Raw genomic sequence first — 17592 nt, forward strand, 5'->3', positions numbered from 1 at the left:
GGGGCTCGGCCCGGGGGCGGGGCGGCTGCCGTCTTCCGGGGGGATTCTTTGTGCCGTCCCGGCGTGCAAAAGTAGCAAAAACGGGAAAATGGGTTCCATGGACACGATCCTCAGCGTGGACAAGATCCTGACCAACATCGCTTGGTTCTTCGTCGTCGGCATCGTCATCGCCGGCGTCCTGCTCGCCGGGTTCAAGCTGGGCCAGCGGGTCCGGGAGAAGGAACCGCCGCCGCCCACCCCCGAGAGCCAGCCCCACCTGCCCGAGGGCGGGGCGGTCCACGAGGTCCGCGAGGAGCGTGACCCGGTGGAGATCCCCGAGGGCGGCCTGCGCCCGCACGAGATGCAGGGCTACGGGAACTTCGGCTCCACCACCTCCGCCCATGCCGACGAGGTACGGGCCGAACGCGAGTCCGGCTACAGGAAGCCGGAGGGCCCGGGGCCGCACCCGCAGCCCGGGGCGCCGCCCGACGCGGGCCGCGGCGCGCACTCCTGAACGCACCACCATCGCCACCGGACCTCTGGCCCGCCGCCTCCCGCGCGGGTCAGAGGTCCGTGCGCAGCCGCAGCACCTCCGGCGGCGGGTGGCGCAGCGCGGTGTGCCGGACCTCGGCCGCCAGCGGCGGGTCCAGCAGCCGGAACGGCACCTCGCCGAACCCGATGGCCGTGACCACGCCCCCGTCGGCGCCCCCGCCGGCACCCGCGCCCCCGCGCTCCGCGACGGCCGCCGCCAGCTCCGTGCGCAGCACCGCCGAGAGCGGGCTCGACACCAGCGGCGCCTCGTCCTCCTCCCCCGGCAGGACCAGTACGAGCGCCTGCGGGCGGCGCGGGGTGCCGGTGTAGCCGATCACCGCCGCGTCCCGCACGTTCGTGTGCCGGAGCTTCCGCCAGGAGCGCCGCCCGGCCGGGTAGGGCTGGTCCAGCCGCTTCACGACCAGGCCCTCGATGCCGCTGGCGGGCAGGGTCTCGTACCAGGTCTCGGCCAGCTCCGGGTCCGTCGTCATCGGCACCGGCTGGAGCGGCGGGCCGAGCGGCAGCAGCAGGTCGACCAGCAGGGCCCGGCGCCGTTCGTAGGGGCGGCCGCGTACGTCCACCCCGGCCAGCTCCAGCACGTCGAACGCCGCGTACGAGGCCGGCAGGCTCTGCGCGAGCACCGCCGCCCGCGCCGCGGTGGCCGCCGCCGCGCGCCGCTGGACCAGCGCGAAGTCCGTGCGGCCGGCGTGCCAGACGACCACCTCCCCGTCCAGCACGGTCCCGGCGGGCAACTGCCGGGCGGCGGCCGCCAGATCGGGGAACGCGGCGGTGACGATCCGCCCGGAGCGGGCCTGGAGCGCCACGTCCTCACCGGTGCGCAGCACGACCATGCGGTGGCCGTCGAACTTCGGCTCGTACGCCAGGCCCGCCGCCCGCGGCAGGGTCCGTACGGCGGCGGCGAGCGCGACCTGGACGGCCGGCGGGGTCACGGCAGGCTCCCGGCCCGCGCGGGGTCGGTGAGCGGGGCGAGGAGGTCGCCGTCGCGGGCCAGCCGGGGCGGGATGTCGTCGGCGAGGAACTCCAGGTCGGAGGGGTCGCGGCAGGCTTCGACCTCCGCCCAGGAGACGGGCGCGGAGACGGTCGGCCGGGGCCGGGCTCGCAGCGTGTAGGGGGCGGCGGTGGTCTTGGCGGCGGCGTTCTGGCTGTGGTCGACGAAGACCTTGCCGGGACGCAGCGCCTTGGCCATGCGGTGCACGACCAGGTCGGGGAGCTCGGCCTCGGCCTCCTGGGCGAGGGCCTTGGCGTACGCGGACGCGCGCGCGGAGGGGACGGGTTCGAGGGCCACGGCCAGGTGGAGGCCCTTGGAGCCGGAGGTCTTGGCGTACGCGGTCAGGCCGTCGGCGGCGAGGCGCTCGCGCAGCCACAGGGCGGCGGCGCAGCATTCGACGATGGTGGCGGGCGGGCCGGGGTCGAGGTCGAGCACGAGCCGGTCGGCGACGGCGGGGGCGCCGGCCCGCCACTGGGGGGTGTGGAACTCGACGACGAGGTTGGCGGCCCACATCAGGGAAGCCAGGTCGGATACGACCACCTGTTCGGCCCGTTCGTCCTCGGAGCGGGGGACGGGGGTGGTCCTCACCCATGCGGGCGTGCCGGGCGGCGGGTTCTTGGTGAAGAAGAGCTGGCCGTCGGGGCCGTCCGGATAGCGCAGGAAGGAGAGCGGGCGGTCCTCGATGTGCGCGAGGAGGGAGTCGGCGACGGTGGCGTAGTAGTGCAGCACCTCGCCCTTGGTGAAGCCGGTCCCCGGGTAGAGGACCTTGTCCAGGTTGCTGAGCGCGATGCGACGCCCCTCCACCATCGTGATCGGCGTCATACGATGAGATTGCCACGAATCAGGAGGAACCGTGCGATCCATTTGGAACGGGGCGATCTCCTTCGGCCTGGTCAGCATCCCGATCAAGCTCGTGAACGCCACCGAGAGCCACTCGATCTCCTTCCGTCAGATCCATGTGACCGACGGCGGCCGCGTCCGCTACCGCAAGGTGTGCGAGCTGGACGGGGAGGAGGTGTCCTCCGACGAGATCGGCAAGGGGTACGAGGAGGCGGACGGGTCGATCGTCCCGATCACGGAGGAGGACCTGGCCACGCTGCCGATCGCCACGGCGAAGACGATCGAGATCGTGTCGTTCGTCCCCGCCGACGAGATCGATCCGCTCCAGATGGACGCCGCGTACTACCTCGCGGCGAACGGGGCCACGGCGGCCAAGCCGTACACCCTGCTGCGGGAGGCGCTCAAGCGCAGCCGGCGGGTGGCGATCGCCAAGTACGCGCTGCGGGGGCGGGAGCGACTGGGCATGCTCCGGGTCGTCGACGACGTGATCGCGATGCACGGGCTGCTGTGGCCGGACGAGATCAGGGCGCCGGAGGGGGTGGCCCCGGAGGCCTCGGTGGCCGTCCGGGAAGCCGAACTGGACCTGGCCGACGCGCTGATGGCGACGCTGGGCGAGGTGGAGATGTCCTCCCTGCACGACGACTACCGCGAGGCCGTGGAGGCGATGATCTCGGCGAAGGCGGGCGGGGCGTTCGAGCCGACGGAGGCGGTGGTGGAGCCCGCCGGCGGGCAGGTGATCGACCTGATGGCGGCGCTGGAGAACAGCGTCCGGGCCGCCAGGGCCTCGCGGGGCGGGCAGGGCTCGGAGGACGGCACGGATGCGGAGGTGACCCCGATCCGGCGCGGGACGGCGTCGGCGTCGGCCTCGACCTCGGCCTCGGCCTCGGCCTCGGCCGCACCGAAGGCGGTGGGCGGGAAGAAGTCGACGGCATCGGCCGCCGGCCGGAAGACGGCCTCGGCGGCGAAGAAGACCTCGGCTAAGTCCACTTCGGCGGCGCCTTCCGCCAAGGCGGGCGGCAAGAAGTCGACCTCGGCCGCCACGAAGTCCGCCTCCACCGCGAGGAAGTCCACCTCGGCCGCCGCCAAGTCCGCCTCCACGGCCGGGAAGTCCGCCTCGGCCACCGCCAAGTCCACGTCCGCCACCGCGAAGAAGACGGCCGCCGCGAAGAAGGCCGCACCCAGGAAGCGGAGTTCGGCCTGAGGATCCTCTAGGTCCAGGCCGGGCGAGCGCGGGCCAGGGCGAAGAGGGCTTCGATCTCCGGGGGTTTGAGGGTCGCCGGCGTGCCCCGCAGGAGGGTCGTCAGGGTCGGCGGCTGGAGCACCAGGACGTCGCGCTGCGTCGGGGCCACCTCCACCCGGGAGGCATCGGCCAGGGCGAGGGCCGGGGTCACCGGCGCGGCCAGCACCCGGGCCGCGCACGCCGCCGCCCGGCGGATCCAGCGCGGGTCGGGACGCGGCTCGGCACGGCCCACCGTGAGCAGCAGGTCCCCGACCTGGGCGCGCTGGCGGCGGCCCGGGACCGTACGGACGGCGAGGACGCCCGGCGGGCCGATCAGCAGGTGGTCCAGCAGCCCCAGACCGGGCAACGGGACGTCGTGCAGCGCCCGCCAGTCCGACGCCTCCAGCAGGTCGAGCTCCGCGCCCGTGCGCTGCCGCGCCTGGAGCTCCTGCCGCATCCGGTGCCGGGCCCGGCTGCCCTGCGACCCGTACGCCAGCTCGCCCAGCAGGGTCTCGCCGGGCCGGTTCGGGGCGAGGTCCCCGTCGGGCGGCAGGCTCAGGCCGCGCAGCTCGGCGCGGGTGGGCACCGGGGGCGGTCCGATGGTCCAGCCGCGGGTCAAGTACGGGCGCAGGGCCGCCAGTACCGCCTCGCGCTGGTCGTCCGCCAGGACGCTGATCCGGTTGGCCTGCCGGTCGTACCAGGCCACCGCCTGGCCGTCGGGCCGGTTGACGTAGAGCCGGCCGCGGCCGGGCCGGCCGCTCGGAAGGACCTTGAGTCCGCGCATCGGCCTCACCCCCGCCGTCCATGGGAGCAGGCGGCGGGCCGGTGGGCAATCCCTCGGTTGTGTAGTGGGCAATCCCTCGGTTGTGTAACAGCTCCGTCGGCTCCCTGCGGCCTTCCTGTTACAAGGCCAGCGCACTACCGCAACGGCCGGGGCCTACTTTTGTGCCGTCCGGAAGCGCCAGACCCTGACCACTGCCGAGGGAATCCCGTGGAAACCGCCCGCCGCCGCACCATCGTTCGCGCCACCGCCGTGACCGCATGCGCCGGCGCACTGCTGGCACTGCCGACCGCCGCCGCGCTCGCCGACGGGGCGCCGGCCGCCTCCGGCACGCAGCGGACCCTGGTCAGCAGCATCTCCCTCGCCGACGGCCGGTCGACCGCCAAGGTGTACCGCCTCGCGAAGGACGCGTACCAGGCCGAGATCCTGCGCGCCGGCGCCAAGGTCGCCACCCTGACCAGCCGCGACGGGTCCACCGGGGTCGGCGCCGCCGGCGAACTGCACGCCGCGCTGCGGCCCGACGGGCGGCTGTCCTCCTGGGTCGGCGACACCGTGCCCGGCGGCGGCTCCCACGCGGTCGCGGGCGACGGCCACAAAACCGGTACCCGGCACGGCGGAGCCACGGGCGCGGGTACGGGCGGCAACGGCGGCGGCCAGGTCGTCCCCGCGTCGCTGGACACCCCGGGCAACGCGGGCACCCCGGCCGGCACCCCGGTCAAGGGCGGCTCCGGCGCCCCCGGCACCGCCGAGGCCCTGCGGCTGAACACCCTGGCCGACGGGCCGGGCGACGGCGTGCTGCTGCTCGCCGCGGGCGGCGGGATCGCCGCCGTCGGCGCCGCCGGGCTGGGCTTCGCGATGCTGCGCCGCGGGCGCACGGACGGCTGATCGGCGCCCCTCGCCGCCTCAGAGGCCTCCGGAGGCCTCTGAGCGACAAATGCGGTCGAGCTGCGCATAGGGTTGGCTGGATATCAGCCATCACCGACCGGCCACGCGCAGAGGAGGGCCCGCACGTGCGACAGACCTCCCCCGCAGCACTGCTGGCGACGGCCCTGCTGCTGCCGCTGGCCGTCGGCTGCGGCAACACCGGCGGGCTCGCCTCCGCCGGACCCACCCCGACCGCCAGCGGCCCCGTACACCTGTGGCCCGAGCGGAAGGGCGCCGAGGTGCCGCCCGCCGATCCGGGGGGCGCGCCGCCGGAGTACGTACGGGGACTGCCGAAGGTCACCGGCCAGAACGTGCACGAGGTCGACCCGGTCGCGCTGGTGCAGGCGGAGCTGCGCGCCCACCCCGACATCAGCGTCGGCGCCGACGGCATGCCCGCGGAGACCGCCGCCGCGATCCGCGCCTGCGGGAAGATCGGCCAGGACCCGGCCGCGTGCCCGGTGCGGCAGCCGTACTACCGGGACCTCACCGGCAACGGCAAGGACGAGCTGGTCATCGGCATCGAGCTGCCCGACCGGATGATGTCCGTACGCGCGTACACGGTGGACGCGGGCGGCCGGATCAACCGGATCATGGCCACCACCGAGACCGTGATCAGCGTGGAGCTGGCCGGGCGGGACGTCATCCTGCGCGTGCCGAGCGGCAACCCCGGATACGAGCTGATCACCGCATGGTCATGGGACGCGAAGCAGCGCACGATGCTGCCCGAGCGCGAGCAGATCGTACGGGTGCCGGCCGGGGCGGCGGCGTCACCGTCGGCGTCTCCCCCGCCCCCGGCCAGTTCTCCGGTCGCGCCGTGAGGGCGCGGCTGCCCGCGTGGACGGCCACGCTGACCTGGAAGTCCGCCTGCTTCATCGTCGTGATGTGCTGCGCCCTCGCGGCGGTGCTGGGCGTCCTCGTGCACGTGGAGGTGACCCGGCAGACGGTCGGGGCGGCACGGGACAAGGCGCTGGACAAGCTGGACGAGGCCTCGTACGCCTACGAGGCGGGCGAAACGCTGCCGCCCCAGTCCGGACTCGACCCCGCGGGGCTGCCGCCCGAACTGCGGGCGCTCGCGCTGAGCGGCCGGCGCGGGACCGTCGTCGGCGACGTCGGCGGACGGCCGGTGATGTGGGCGGCGGCCCCGGCCGACGGGAAGGCCCTGGCCACCCTCATCGACTACGGACAGAGCGCGGGAACCATCCGGGGCCTGGACAACGCCATCATCGGATCCTCGGTCCTGGCCCTCGGCGGCACCCTGCTGATCGGCGCCTTCGCGGTGACGCGGGTGACGCGGCGGCTGCACCAGACGGCCACGGTCGCACGCCGGATCACCCAGGGCGACCTGGACGCGCGGGTCGGCGACCCGCGCACCGAGGACCCCTCACGGCACCAGGACGAGGTGTCGACGGTGGCGGGCGCCCTCGACACGATGGCGGGGACCCTGCAGCGGAAGCTGCAGAGCGAGCAGCGGTTCACGGCGGACGTCGCCCACGAGCTGCGCACACCGCTGACCGGCCTGCAGGCGGCTTCGGAACTGCTGCCGGAGGGGCGGCCGACGGAACTGGTGCGGGAGCGGGTGCGCACGATGCGGCAGCTGACGGAGGACCTGCTGGAGATCTCACGGCTGGACTCGGGGAGCGAGCGGGTCGACACCGACCTGCACCAGCTGGAGCGGCTGGCCCGGCGGGTGGTGCGGGCGTCCGGGCTGGAGACCGAGGTGGTCGTGGTGCGGGACGCGCACGTGGAGACGGACCGGCGACGGCTGGAGCGGGTGCTCGGGAACCTGCTCGCGAACGCCCACAAACACGGCCGGGGCCCGGTGGTGCTCACGGTGGACGGCCCGGTGCTGACCGTACGGGACCACGGCGACGGGTACCCGCAGTACCTCCTCGCGGGCGGCCCGCAGCGGTTCCGCAGCGGGGGCAGGGGACACGGCCTGGGCCTGACCATCGCAGCGGGCCAGGCGGAGGCCATCGGCGCCCGCCTGGAGTTCCGCCAGGCGCGGGGCGGCGGCGCGGAAGCGGTCCTGACGCTGCCGGTGCCTTAGGCCGGCGGGGGGGGGACGCCGTCTCGCGGTGCGGGCGCGCCATCTCCCCCCCCCCCCCCCCCCCCCGACCGCCCGAGGGGCTAGGGCTACCGCTCCCCCGCTCCCGGCGCGCCCGCGCCCCCGCCCCGGGACTTCGTCCAGGGCCAGCGGAGCTTCGGCTTTTCGCCCGTCGGGGAGTAGGTGTACTTCCAGCCCTTCTGGAGCCCCAGCCGCTTCGTGTAGCCCGAGGGCACGCGTTCGTACAGCAGTACCGTCGGGGGGCCGCCGTCCGCCGACGGGACGGGGATCTCGTACCACTTCGGCGGGTGGCCCGTCGGGCCCACGAGGATCGGGAGGACGCGGCCGTCCATCGGCCCGCCCTCGAAGGGGGTCGGTTCGCTTCTCACCCCACCAGTGTCACAGCAGGTGCGCCGCCTCGGAGACCACCGGGATCACGCGGCGGGCCAGGACGCCCGCCGGGCCGTCCGGGCGTTCCAGGGCGAGGGCCGCGCGGGCTGCGGTGGCCGTTTCGGGGTCGGTGGCGGCCGTGGCGGTGAGGAGGGCGATGAACTGGTCCACCAGCCAGTCGCGGAGGGTGGTGGCGTCGGGCTGCTTGCCCTCGTCGATCCAGATCAGGGAGGCGGCCTCGACGGCCGTGATCCAGGTGCGGACCATCATCCGCAGCCGGGGGCCGGGCCCCGGGGCGGGGACGCCGAGGTGGAGGAGGATCTGTTCGGCCGCCGCGCGGCGGATGCCGTCGACGGTGGCGGTGGTGCGGGAGGTCTCCACGACGCTGCCGCCCTGGAGCAGCGCCGCGAAGCCGGCGTCGTGCTCGTCGACGAAGGAGAGGTAGCGGTCCAGGACCCTGGACAGCCGCTGGGTCAGCGGGCCGGTCTGGGGTTCGGCGAAGCAGAGTTCGAGGAGGTCCGCAGCCGAGCGCAGCGCGGCCTCGTACAGCTGCTGCTTGCCGCCCGGGAAGTAGCGGTAGACCAGCGGGCGCGAGACGCCCGCGGCCTCCGCGACGTCGTCGAGGGAGATCTCCTCCGGTGCGCGGTCTGCGAACAACGAGAGTGCGGCGTCGAGGAGCTGGGCGCGCCGCTCCTCGACGCTGAGTCTGCGGTACGCCCGTACGGTCATGCCCGCAGAGTAGACGACCCGTCTAGGCGAGGAGGCCGGAGCTGCGCCAGAGCCGGCGGCCGACGCCGCGCAGGACGCCGATGTCGTCGAGGAAGTCGGTGAGGCGCTTGGCGCCGGTCTGCATGACCTCGCGGCGGTGGCCGCTGGCCTTGACCTGGGCGACGGCTTCGCGGCGGTCGAGGCCGACGTTCTCGTAGACGGCGGGGTTGACGAAGGCCACGGAGAAGACGCGGGCGGCCTCGCCGCAGCTGATCCGGGTGAGTTCCTGTTCCCAGCGGGGGGCGGTCAGCATCTGGCGGCGCAGTTCCTCGCGGGCGTAGCGGACGTGCCGGGCCTCCTCGATGACGTGGATGCGGGTGACGCCGCGGACGAGGGGCTGGATGCGCTCGTCCGGGAAGGTGAGGCGCTGCATCCAGTCGAGGATCTCCTCGCCGAGGAGGGTGCAGGCGAAGGAGCCGGGGGTGGTGGAGACCGTTTTGAGGACGCGGGCGAGGTTGTGGTTGAGCCGGGTGACCGGGTACTCGGGGGCTCCGCCCTTCTGGATCATGCGGGCGAACATCATCGAGTGGCGGCACTCGTCGGCGATCTCGGTGAGCGCGTACCGGACGTGGTTGCTGGTCAGCGACTTGTCGTAGATGTGCCGGACCAGGAGCTGCATCAGGATGATCTCGAACCAGATGCCGAGGGAGGCGAGGGACGCGGCCTCGTGGCGGGAGAGGTCGATGCGCTGCTCCTCGCCCATCTTCTTCCACATGGGGGTGTCGTAGAGGGAGAGCAGCTCGGGCGGCCAGTAGTACTTGCCGTCGATCGGCGGGGCGTCCCAGTCGAGTTCCCGGTCGGGGTCGAAGGAGTGCTTGGCGGAGGATTCGAGGAGTCGTTCGGCGATCTGCTCGCGGTCCTTGAGGAGGCCGAGGGCGTCCCTCAGCGCGGCTCGTTCCGTCACTGTCGTCATGGCTTGGGGCACCTCGCGGTCGGGTTGCCTGTCGGGTCACCGGTCAGGCCACCTGTCGGGTTACCTGCGGTCACCCCTTATGAGACTCCTTGTCAGCAAGGTCGTCAATCCCTCCCGCACGACTTGTTGACCCCGTGTCTACCAACGTGTGACGCTGCCAACTGTCCACTCCCGCACGGCAGTACGCGAGACGAGGAACGAGGAGGCGTCAGTGTCGACGCACGAGCTCTACACCCAGGCCCCGGACGAGCCCGTGTGGCCGGTCCCCGCCTCCGGTGCGGCCCGCTTCAGCTGGGAGTACGACGGGGGACGCGACCGCCTCCTCGCCCTGTACCAGAAGGGCAAGGACAAGCAGTGGGACGGCGCCAAGCGCATCGACTGGGACATCGAGGTGGACCCGTACGACCCCCTCGGCACCCCCGACGAGATGCTGACCCTCCACGGCACCCGGCACTGGGCGAAGATGACCGAGCGGGACAAGGGCGAACTGCGCCGGCACTACAGCGCCTGGAACTTCAGCCAGTTCCTGCACGGCGAGCAGGGCGCGATGGTCTGCGCGGCACGCATCGTGGAGTCCGTGCCGGACCTGGACGCGAAGTTCTACTCCGCCACCCAGACCATGGACGAGGCCCGGCACGCCGAGATCTTCGGGCGCTTCCTGCACGAGAAGGTCGGGATGCTCTACCCGATCAACGACAGCCTCCAGGGACTGCTCGGCGACACCCTGCGCGACTCCCGCTGGGACATGCCCTACCTCGGCATGCAGGTGCTCATCGAGGGGCTGGCGCTGGCCGCGTTCGGGATGATCCGCGACACGACGGACAAGCCGCTGCCCAAGCAGATCCTCGCGTACGTGATGCAGGACGAGGCCCGCCACGTGGCCTTCGGGCGGATGGCGCTGCGCGACTACTACCGGCAGCTGACGGACGCCGAACTGCGCGAGCGCGAGGAGTTCGTCATCGAGGGCTGCTACCTGATGCGCGACCGGCTGCGCGGGATCGAGGTACTGGAGAACTTCGGCATCCCGAAGCGGGAGGCGGTGGAGTACACCGAGCAGTCGGAGTTCCTGCACCTGTTCCGCAAGCTGCTGTTCAGCCGGATCGTGCCGTGCGTCAAGGACATCGGGCTCTGGGGGGACCGGCTGCAGAAGGCGTACCTGGAAATGGGGGTCTTCGAGATGGGCGACTCCAACCTCGACCTGCTGATGACCCAGGACGAGGAGATCGCCGAGTCGCTGGACCGCGAACGCTTCGCGGCCGAGGAGCGCGAGCGGGTGGCGGAGGTGCGGGCCGCCATCCAGGAGGGCGCCCAGACCTGACGGTGCGGGCGCGTGGGCCAGGCAGCACCGGCGCCCAGGCCTGACCGTACGGGCGCGGCATGATCCGACCACACCCCCTAGGGCTCGGCGGTCCGCAGTGCCGCCTCCATCACCGCCCGGGCGATCGGGGCCGCCGCGCCGTTGCCGCTGATGTCGCCGCGCACCGCCGAGGCGTCCTCGACCACGACCGCGACCGCCACCGCCGGCCGCGGCGCGTCCTGCCCGTGGGCCCAGGCGATGAACCAGGCGTACGGGGTGCCGGCGTTGCCGACGCCGTGCTGCGCGGTGCCGGTCTTGCCGCCGACCCGCGCGCCGGGGATCGCCGCGTTGCGCCCGGTGCCGTCCTCGACCACCTTCACCATCAGCTCCTGCACCCGGAGCGCGGTGGCCGGGCTCATCGCCCGGCCCAGGGTGCGCCGGTCGGTGCGCCGCACCAGGGAGCCGTCCTCCTGGGTCGTGCGGTCCACCAGGTAGGGGGTCCGCAGCTCGCCCCCGTTGGCCACCGCCGCCGCGACCATCGCCATCTGCAGCGGGGTGGCCTTGGTGTTGAACTGCCCGATCGAGGACAGCGCCAGCTGGTCGGGGCTCATGTCGGTGTCGAAGTTCGACCGCGATACCCACGACGGCACCCGCAGCCCCTCGTCGTTGAACCCGAAGCGCTCCGCCGCCTCCGCCATCCCCCGCAGCCCGACCCGCACCCCGATGTCGGCCATCACCGTGTTGCACGACCACTGCACCGCCTCCGCCATCGAGGCCTCCGCGCAGCCCGTGGCCGCGTTCGGCAGCAGGGTGCTGGTGCCGGGCAGCGGGTACGGGTCCGGGGTCCGGGTCGGGGCGTCGACGTCGGTGACCACGCCCGCGTCGAGGGCGGCCGCCGCCGTCACGATCTTGAAGGTGGAGCCCGGCGGATAGGTCTCGCGCAGCGCCCGGTTGAGCATGGGCCGGGTGGGGTCCGCGTTCAGCCGCTCCCAGGCCGCCTTGACCCGCGTACCGGTGCCGGAGAGCAGGCCCGGGTCGTACGAGGGGCTGCTGACCAGGGCCAGGATCCGGCCCGTGGCCGGCTCGATGGCGGCGACCGCGCCGCGCTTGCCGCCGAGGCCCCGGTACGCGGCCTGCTGCACGACGGCGCGCAGGGTGGTCGCGGCGTCGCCGCCGCCGGGGCGGCCGCGCGAGAGGTCGTACCAGAGCGGGAAGACGGAGAGCCCCGGGTCGGTGCCGGAGAGGACGGCGTCCTCGGCGCGCTCGACGAAGCTGGTCCCGTACGTCTGGGAGGAGAAGCCGGTGACGGGCGCGTAGAGCGGGCCGTCGGCGTAGGTCCGCTCGTAGCGCAGCAGCTGGCCGCTGTCGCGGGAGCCGGTGACGGGCCGGCCGTCGACCAGGATGTCGCCGCGCGGTTCGGCGTAGCGCTCGATGGCGGGGCGCTTGTTGGCGGGGTTCGCCCCGTAGGCGGCGGACTCCCACACCTGCACCCGGGCGACGTTGGCGAGCAGGGCGGCGAGCAGCAGGGCGCAGAAGTACGCGCACCAGCGGATGTAGCGGATCATTCGGCCGCCTCCTGCGCGGGACGGGGTCTGCGGGCGCTGTCGCTGAGCCGGACGAGGAGGGCGACGATGATCCAGTTGGTGACGACGGAGGAGCCCCCCTGCGCCAGGAAGGGCATGGCCATGCCGGTGAGCGGGATCAGGCCGGTGACGCCGCCCGCGATGACGAACACCTGGAGGGCGACGATCGAGGCGAGCCCGGTGGCGAGCAGCCGCCCGAACGGGTCGCGCAGCGCGAGTCCGGCACGGAAGCCCCGGGACACGAGGAGCCCGTAGAGCAGCAGGATGGCGGTGAGGCCGACGAGGCCGAGCTCCTCGCCGGCGGTGGCGAGGACGAAGTCCGACTTGGCGGCGAAGCCGATGAGGAAGGACTGGCCGTGCCCGAGGCCGGCGCCGAGGAGGCCGCCGGCGGCGAAGGCGAAGAGGGACTGGGCGAGCTGGCCGGGACCGTCGCCGCGCTCGATGGAGGCGAAAGGATTCATCCAGTCCTGGACGCGGCTGTGGACGTGGGGTTCGAGGGTGCCGACGGCGTACGCCCCGAGGGCGGCGAGCAGCAGCCCGATGGCGATCCAGCCGATCCGCCCGGTCGCGGTGAACAGCATGATCACGAAGAGGCCGAAGAAGAGGAGGGAGGTGCCGAGGTCCCGTTCGAGCACGAGCACCCCGACGCTGAGCAGCCAGATCGCGAGGATCGGCCCGAGCACCCGCCCGGGCAGGAGGCGGAGCTTCCAGAAGAGCCGGCGTCCGGTGAGGGCGAGGGCGGTGCGGTTCGCGGCGAGGTAGGCGGCGAAGAAGAGGGCGAGCAGGATCTTGGCGAACTCCCCCGGCTGGAAGGAGAACCCGGCGAAGCGGATCCAGATGTGGGCGCCGTTGACCGCCGGGAAGAACACGGGGAGCAGCATCAGGGTGAGGGCGGCGGTGACGGAGAGGTACGCGTACCGCTGGAGCGCGCGGTGGTCGCGCAGGAGGGCCAGGACGAGGACGAAGAGGACCACCCCGAGAGCCGACCACCGCAGCTGGTCCCCCGCCCCGGGCTCCCCGGGGGTGGCCAGGTCGAGGCGCTGGATGAGCACCAGGCCGAGCCCGTTGAGCAGGACGGCGATGGGCAGCAGGAGCGGATCGGCGTACGGGGCCCGGAGCCGCACGGCGAGGTGCGCGAGCAGCGCGGCCCCGCCGAGCCCGGCGGCGTAGGGGGCCGCGGGGGCACGGGTGCTCTTGCCGTCGGCTGCGAGGCCCACGTAGAGGTGGCCCAGTACGGAGATCAGGACCGCGCCGGCGAGGAGCGTCAGCTCGATGCCGCGGCGCTTGGCGGCGCGGGCGTCGGGGGGCGGCGGCGGAGCGGGCTCCGTCACCTTCGCCGTCAGAGCGGTCATACGGGGAAACGTAGCAAGGTCGCGGCTGGTATGTCCGCTTATGTCATAGGGTGCCGAAGAGTCGTCAGAAACGGTCAGGTGGGGACGTCGGGCAAGGACGTCGGGCAGGAACGTCAGGCAGGAACGTCAGGCAGGAACGTCAGGAGTGAGGAGCCCCGGATCATGGGACCTGTGGAATTCATCGTCCTCGCCTTCCCGGAGGAACAGCTCCGGGTCCCGGCGGTCGAGGCCGTGATGGGGCTGCGCAAGACCGGCGTGGTCCGGCTGATCGACGGCCTCGTCACTACGAAGACGGCCTCCGGGGAGGTACTGGCGGCGGAGTTCGACGAGTTCGTGGAGCTGCGCGGCATCCTGGCCGGCCGTGACGTGGCCCGGCTGATCGGCCCGGAGGACGTACGCGAGGCGGCGGAGCTCCTGGACCGGGGCAGCTGCGCGCTGCTGCTGGTGGTCGAGCACGTCTGGGCCCAGGACGCGGCCGTCGCCGTACGGGCGGCGGGCGGACGGATCGTCGGCTCGGTCCGGATCCCGGCGGAGCGGGTGGGGGCGGATCGGGTGGGGGCGGCGTGATGTTCATCCGTCCGGTGGGTGTCACGGTCAAGGCGGCGGTCCGCCCGGCGGGCCGCCCCCTCCTGCGCGGCCTGCTGCGCCGGGCGGCGGGCGCGGCGGAGTGGGCGCAGGCGGAGGACAGCGGGGAGGCGGTGGTGGAGGGGTTCGGGGACGAGTACGGGGACGAGTTCGGGGATCGGGTGGGGGATGGAGTTGGGGGTGAGGTCGGGGGTGGGGAGCCCTGGGAGGAAGCGCCCGGCCCGGCCCCCACCGCCGAGGAGGAAACGCAGCCGGCTCCGGCGGAGACCCCCTCCGCCCCCGGCCCGGACGCCCCGGCGGTTCCACCGCTGCCCGGCAGCCTGGTGGCGGAGCTGACCCAGCTGGCGGACCTGACCCGGGAGGGTCTGCTGACCCGGGAGGAGTTCAGCAGGGCGAAGGCACGGTTGCTGGGGGGCGGGGGTGCGGGGGCGGAGTCGTAGCGGGGCGGTCTCAGGGAGGGGCGGGGGCTTCCCGTCAGTCCCATCGTCCTTCCGGGGCGGGCCGGCCCGTCAAGGGCGCTCCTTCGTCGCGTCGCTACGCGATCGCCTTCGGCGACCCTTGACAGACCGACCCGCCCCGGAAAGCCGAAAGACTGCCGGGAAACCCCCGAAGAAACGGCACGGTCCAGAGGAGGAGGGACGGGTGTCGCAGCGATGAGGCGACGGGGCCGGGGCCCGGCCCGCCGGGCATCCGGGCCGTCCAGTCCCGATCCCGGATCGGGGGCGCGGCTACCCGCACGAGAGGCCGATCAGAGCGGCCTGCGGAGCCCCCGGGCGCGTCAGATCGCTACGCGCTCCTCTCGTCTCGGCGTCCGACGACCGTCCGTGGCTGATACCCGCACGAGAAGACGAACGGAGCAGGCCAGGGAGCCGGGTGGCGCGCCAGATCGCTACGCGCTCCTCATTGCCTGGCGTCCGACGACCGCCTTGGGCTGATACCCGCACCGGGGGTCGCGCAGGACGCTTCCGGGCACGGCACTCACGGGCCGTAGGCCGGGCGGCCTAGGGGCGGATGCCGGACCGTGATGGTCATCCTAGATTCGGGTCGTTCGCCATGGTTCGCACCGAAAGGGCCGTCCGTATGACACGCCGTTGGTTCGCGTCCGTTGTGTGCGCGCTCGCACTGCTCGCGCCAGGGTCTGCGGCCTCGGCCGCCAATCCCCCGTCCGAGTTGCGGGTGCTGACCCGCAATCTGTACCTGGGGGCCGACCTCGGGCCGGTGCTCGCGGCGACGAGTCCGCAGGGCCTCGTCGCGGCGGTGACGGCGGCCTATGCGAACGTCCAGGCGACGGACTTCCCCGAAAGGGCCCGGGCACTGGCCGACGAGATCGTCCACGCCGACCCCCACCTCGTGGGGCTCCAGGAAGCGGTGCTGTGGCGGAGCCAGACGCCTGCGGGGCCGGGCAGCGCCACCCATGTCGAGTACGACTTCCTGCAGATCCTCCTCAAGGCGCTCGACGCCCGGGGCCGGCACTACAAGGTCGTCGGGGAGGTCACCGTCGGCAGCGACTTCGAAGCCCCTCGGTCCACGCCGGACGGACTGCAGGACATCCGCCTCACCGACCGGGACGTTCTCCTGGCCCGCGCCGACCTCTCCGTGGCCAATGCGCAGACCGGCCGCTTCCAGGCCTTCCTGCCCATCTGCCGTCCCCTGCTCGGCTGCCCGCCCGATCCGCCCCTGCGGGTCGAGCGCGGCTGGGTGGCGGCCGACGCCACCGTGCACGGCCGTACCGCCCGGGTCGTCACCACGCACCTCGAACCCGCCTCGGCGGCCGTCCAGGAGACCCAGGCCGACGAGCTGCTCACCGGCCCCCTGAACACCACGCTGCCCACCGTGCTCCTCGGCGACCTCAACTCGGACGCCGACGGCAGCGGGACCCGGAGCTACGCCCGTCTCGTAGCCGCAGGCTTCAAGGACGCCTGGACCGCCACCCGGCACCACGACCTCGGCCTGACCTGCTGCCAGGCCCCGGACCTGCGGAACCCCTTCTCCACCCTCACCCGGCGCATCGACCACGTCCTCTTCCGGGGCCACATCACCGCCCGGTCGGCCCACACCGTGGGCGACACGCAGGCCGAACGCACCCCGTCGGGCCTGTGGCCCTCCGACCACGCCGGCGTGAAGAGCGTGCTCAAGCTCGCGTGATCACCTTCTGGAACCAGGCCACGTCCCAGAAGCGGTCGAATTTGCGCCCCACTTGTTCGAAGCTGCCGACATGTCGGAAACCGAAGCGCTCGTGGAGCCGTCGCGAGGCTTCGTTGGGCATGGCGATTCCGGCGAGGGCCATGTGGACGTCCTCTTGTGACAGGACCTCGAAGAGCGACGCGTACAGGAGACCACCGACGCCACGTCCGACGTGCTCGGGCGCCAGGTAGACGCTGGTCTCCACGGAGGTGGCGTAGGCGGGCTTGGGGCGGAAGGCGCTGCTCGTCGCATAGCCGAGGAGCTTTCCGCCCTCCTCGGCCACGAGCAGGCGATGAGGTCCCGAGGCTGGATGGGCCAGCAGCCAGGGCTTCCGCTGCTCGACGGTCAGCGGCTCGACGTCGAAGGTGATCGGCGTCTCGACGACGTAGTGGTTGTAGATGCGGGTCAGCTCTTCGAGGTCGTCCTCGACACCAGGCCGGATTTCCATGGTCATCGAGCGTACGCGGGCCTCGTTACGCCGCCGTTTCAGTGGCCCTGTGCGGTCTCGCGGGGATCGGTGGCCGTGATCTCCTCGATGAACCGTCGGACCTGGTCCTGGACGGGCTCGCGGGTGGACACCGGCATCGTGTACCAGCGATACCCGTCGTCGGGAGCCGTCAGGAAGTGCATCGACACGCGTGAGGACTCGCCACGGCCGCTGACGGTGATGCCGTGCCGCAGCGGCCGACAGTTCCAACGGTCGTACCAACCGGCTTCGGCGATCCCGTGGGCGAGCAGGCGGGCGGCGGTGTCCACGGGCTCTTCCCAGCCATGGTCAGCGACGGCGCGGGCGAGCTCGGTGTCGTACTGAGCGGCGTCGAACTCGGCCTCGGGCGGAACCGGCACCCGGATGTCGTCGGTGTTCTTCCAGTCGCTCCAGACCACCCGCTCCCCCTGGCGCCGGATGGTGACGAACACCCCTCCGCAGCAGTCGGTCACGCAGTCGTTGTTCGACAGCTCGACCCGCGCCGGCTCCTCGGATGCCCACAACGGCCACGTCTCCGGAGGTCCGAACCACTTCTCCTGCCGACAGCTCGAATCACCGTCGGGATGCGTCTCCCCCAGCACGTCCCGCCCGTCGACCAACGGCCGCATGGCCACCGACTTGAACATCGCACGAGCATGCGGACGGTCGGGGCGAAGGGTGAGGACGGACGGTCGGCGCTCCATCCCCCCATCATCGCCCAGAGCAA

19 protein-coding genes are annotated in these 17592 nt (G+C 73.0%); 9 read left to right on the top strand and 10 right to left on the bottom strand.

Annotated features, from left to right (window positions below; all coding sequences use genetic code 11):
• The first annotated feature begins 97 nt into the window (after nucleotides 1-97).
• Entirely contained in the window at nucleotides 98-493 is a 396-nt protein-coding gene (locus OG553_RS09730; RefSeq protein WP_405978594.1) for a DUF6479 family protein, read from the top strand.
• Nucleotides 494-542: 49 nt separating this feature from the next.
• Here OG553_RS09730 and OG553_RS09735 read toward each other — a convergent pair whose 3' ends face one another.
• On the bottom strand, nucleotides 543-1460 hold the full coding sequence (locus OG553_RS09735) for an ATP-dependent DNA ligase (RefSeq protein WP_405978595.1): 918 nt from the start codon (nucleotides 1458-1460) through the stop codon (nucleotides 543-545).
• On the bottom strand, nucleotides 1457-2341 hold the full coding sequence (ligD, locus tag OG553_RS09740) for a non-homologous end-joining DNA ligase (RefSeq protein ID WP_405978596.1): 885 nt from the start codon (nucleotides 2339-2341) through the stop codon (nucleotides 1457-1459). The genes OG553_RS09735 and ligD overlap by 4 nt, the downstream gene beginning before the upstream one ends.
• A 31-nt stretch (nucleotides 2342-2372) precedes the next feature.
• On the opposite strand from ligD, the gene OG553_RS09745 reads away from it, so the two are divergent.
• Complete coding sequence (locus OG553_RS09745; protein ID WP_405978597.1) at nucleotides 2373-3560, top strand: Ku protein; 1188 nt, start codon at nucleotides 2373-2375, stop codon at nucleotides 3558-3560.
• A gap of 7 nt (nucleotides 3561-3567) precedes the next feature.
• On the opposite strand, the gene OG553_RS09750 is transcribed toward OG553_RS09745, so the two are convergent.
• Nucleotides 3568-4362, bottom strand: coding sequence for a nuclease-related domain-containing protein (locus OG553_RS09750; protein ID WP_405978598.1), 795 nt, complete (start codon nucleotides 4360-4362; stop codon nucleotides 3568-3570).
• 207 nt (nucleotides 4363-4569) lie between these two features.
• Here OG553_RS09750 and OG553_RS09755 point away from each other — a divergent pair, with 207 nt between their 5' ends.
• From OG553_RS09755 to OG553_RS09765, 3 genes are all read left to right on the top strand, one after another.
• Nucleotides 4570-5244 carry a hypothetical protein gene (locus OG553_RS09755; RefSeq protein WP_405978599.1) on the top strand — a complete coding sequence of 225 codons (675 nt, stop codon included), beginning with the start codon at nucleotides 4570-4572 and terminating at the stop codon, nucleotides 5242-5244.
• Nucleotides 5245-5369: 125 nt separating this feature from the next.
• Nucleotides 5370-6101 carry a hypothetical protein gene (locus OG553_RS09760; RefSeq protein ID WP_405978600.1) on the top strand — a complete coding sequence of 244 codons (732 nt, stop codon included), beginning with the start codon at nucleotides 5370-5372 and terminating at the stop codon, nucleotides 6099-6101.
• The gene (locus OG553_RS09765; protein WP_405978601.1) at nucleotides 6098-7330 is read left to right on the top strand and encodes a histidine kinase dimerization/phospho-acceptor domain-containing protein; all 1233 of its coding nucleotides are present in this window, start codon (nucleotides 6098-6100) and stop codon (nucleotides 7328-7330) included. The genes OG553_RS09760 and OG553_RS09765 overlap by 4 nt, the downstream gene beginning before the upstream one ends.
• 86 nt (nucleotides 7331-7416) lie before the next feature.
• Here OG553_RS09765 and OG553_RS09770 read toward each other — a convergent pair whose 3' ends face one another.
• The 3 genes from OG553_RS09770 to OG553_RS09780 are packed head-to-tail and all read right to left on the bottom strand — an operon-like array spanning nucleotide 7417 to nucleotide 9398.
• A complete protein-coding gene (locus tag OG553_RS09770) occupies nucleotides 7417-7716 on the bottom strand; it encodes a hypothetical protein (protein WP_405978602.1) in 300 nt (99 codons plus the stop codon).
• Nucleotides 7717-7726: 10 nt separating this feature from the next.
• Nucleotides 7727-8446: a TetR/AcrR family transcriptional regulator gene (locus tag OG553_RS09775; protein ID WP_405978603.1), complete on the bottom strand. Its 720-nt coding sequence runs from the start codon at nucleotides 8444-8446 to the stop codon at nucleotides 7727-7729.
• 22 nt (nucleotides 8447-8468) lie between these two features.
• Nucleotides 8469-9398 (bottom strand): diiron oxygenase, encoded by a 930-nt coding sequence (locus OG553_RS09780; protein WP_386273241.1) that lies wholly within the window; start codon nucleotides 9396-9398, stop codon nucleotides 8469-8471.
• 211 nt (nucleotides 9399-9609) lie between these two features.
• On the opposite strand from OG553_RS09780, the gene OG553_RS09785 reads away from it, so the two are divergent.
• Complete coding sequence (locus OG553_RS09785) at nucleotides 9610-10716, top strand: ferritin-like domain-containing protein (RefSeq protein ID WP_405978604.1); 1107 nt, start codon at nucleotides 9610-9612, stop codon at nucleotides 10714-10716.
• A 77-nt stretch (nucleotides 10717-10793) separates the two neighbouring features.
• Here OG553_RS09785 and OG553_RS09790 read toward each other — a convergent pair whose 3' ends face one another.
• Both OG553_RS09790 and OG553_RS09795 read right to left on the bottom strand, forming a co-directional pair.
• Entirely contained in the window at nucleotides 10794-12260 is a 1467-nt protein-coding gene (locus OG553_RS09790; RefSeq protein WP_405978605.1) for a penicillin-binding transpeptidase domain-containing protein, read from the bottom strand.
• Nucleotides 12257-13630, bottom strand: a complete 1374-nt coding sequence (locus tag OG553_RS09795) for an FtsW/RodA/SpoVE family cell cycle protein (protein ID WP_405978606.1) — start codon at nucleotides 13628-13630, stop codon at nucleotides 12257-12259. The genes OG553_RS09790 and OG553_RS09795 overlap by 4 nt, the downstream gene beginning before the upstream one ends.
• A gap of 162 nt (nucleotides 13631-13792) precedes the next feature.
• Between OG553_RS09795 and OG553_RS09800 the strand changes: the two genes are divergently transcribed.
• The 3 genes from OG553_RS09800 (at nucleotide 13793) to OG553_RS09810 (ending at nucleotide 16360) form a co-directional block, all read left to right on the top strand.
• A complete protein-coding gene (locus OG553_RS09800; RefSeq protein ID WP_405978607.1) occupies nucleotides 13793-14197 on the top strand; it encodes a DUF6325 family protein in 405 nt (134 codons plus the stop codon).
• Nucleotides 14197-14655, top strand: a complete 459-nt coding sequence (locus OG553_RS09805) for a hypothetical protein (RefSeq protein WP_405978608.1) — start codon at nucleotides 14197-14199, stop codon at nucleotides 14653-14655. The genes OG553_RS09800 and OG553_RS09805 overlap by 1 nt, the downstream gene beginning before the upstream one ends.
• Nucleotides 14656-15391: 736 nt before the next feature.
• Nucleotides 15392-16360 carry an endonuclease/exonuclease/phosphatase family protein gene (locus OG553_RS09810; RefSeq protein ID WP_405978609.1) on the top strand — a complete coding sequence of 323 codons (969 nt, stop codon included), beginning with the start codon at nucleotides 15392-15394 and terminating at the stop codon, nucleotides 16358-16360.
• On the opposite strand, the gene OG553_RS09815 is transcribed toward OG553_RS09810, so the two are convergent.
• Together OG553_RS09815 and OG553_RS09820 are read right to left on the bottom strand one after the other, a co-directional pair.
• Entirely contained in the window at nucleotides 16347-16853 is a 507-nt protein-coding gene (locus OG553_RS09815) for a GNAT family N-acetyltransferase (protein WP_405978610.1), read from the bottom strand. The genes OG553_RS09810 and OG553_RS09815 overlap by 14 nt on opposite strands.
• A gap of 32 nt (nucleotides 16854-16885) precedes the next feature.
• Nucleotides 16886-17512 carry a hypothetical protein gene (locus OG553_RS09820; RefSeq protein ID WP_405978611.1) on the bottom strand — a complete coding sequence of 209 codons (627 nt, stop codon included), beginning with the start codon at nucleotides 17510-17512 and terminating at the stop codon, nucleotides 16886-16888.
• Between the last annotated feature and the right edge of the window lie 80 nt (nucleotides 17513-17592).

The organism is Streptomyces sp. NBC_00158 (assembly GCF_045160885.1).
Classification (GTDB): Bacteria; Actinomycetota; Actinomycetes; order Streptomycetales; family Streptomycetaceae; genus Streptomyces.

Bases quoted from the DNA above. Each gene is read 5' to 3' on its own strand.
- OG553_RS09815 (WP_405978610.1), bottom strand. From the start codon at position 16,853: ATGACCATGGAAATCCGGCCTGGTGTCGAGGACGACCTCGAAGAGCTG.
- OG553_RS09790 (WP_405978605.1), bottom strand. From the start codon at position 12,260: ATGATCCGCTACATCCGCTGGTGCGCGTACTTCTGCGCCCTGCTGCTC.
- OG553_RS09800 (WP_405978607.1), top strand. From the start codon at position 13,793: ATGGGACCTGTGGAATTCATCGTCCTCGCCTTCCCGGAGGAACAGCTC.
- OG553_RS09795 (WP_405978606.1), bottom strand. From the start codon at position 13,630: ATGACCGCTCTGACGGCGAAGGTGACGGAGCCCGCTCCGCCGCCGCCC.
- OG553_RS09805 (WP_405978608.1), top strand. From the start codon at position 14,197: ATGTTCATCCGTCCGGTGGGTGTCACGGTCAAGGCGGCGGTCCGCCCG.
- OG553_RS09730 (WP_405978594.1), top strand. From the start codon at position 98: ATGGACACGATCCTCAGCGTGGACAAGATCCTGACCAACATCGCTTGG.
- ligD (WP_405978596.1), bottom strand. From the start codon at position 2,341: ATGACGCCGATCACGATGGTGGAGGGGCGTCGCATCGCGCTCAGCAAC.
- OG553_RS09820 (WP_405978611.1), bottom strand. From the start codon at position 17,512: ATGTTCAAGTCGGTGGCCATGCGGCCGTTGGTCGACGGGCGGGACGTG.
- OG553_RS09780 (WP_386273241.1), bottom strand. From the start codon at position 9,398: ATGACGACAGTGACGGAACGAGCCGCGCTGAGGGACGCCCTCGGCCTC.
- OG553_RS09750 (WP_405978598.1), bottom strand. From the start codon at position 4,362: ATGCGCGGACTCAAGGTCCTTCCGAGCGGCCGGCCCGGCCGCGGCCGG.
- OG553_RS09775 (WP_405978603.1), bottom strand. From the start codon at position 8,446: ATGACCGTACGGGCGTACCGCAGACTCAGCGTCGAGGAGCGGCGCGCC.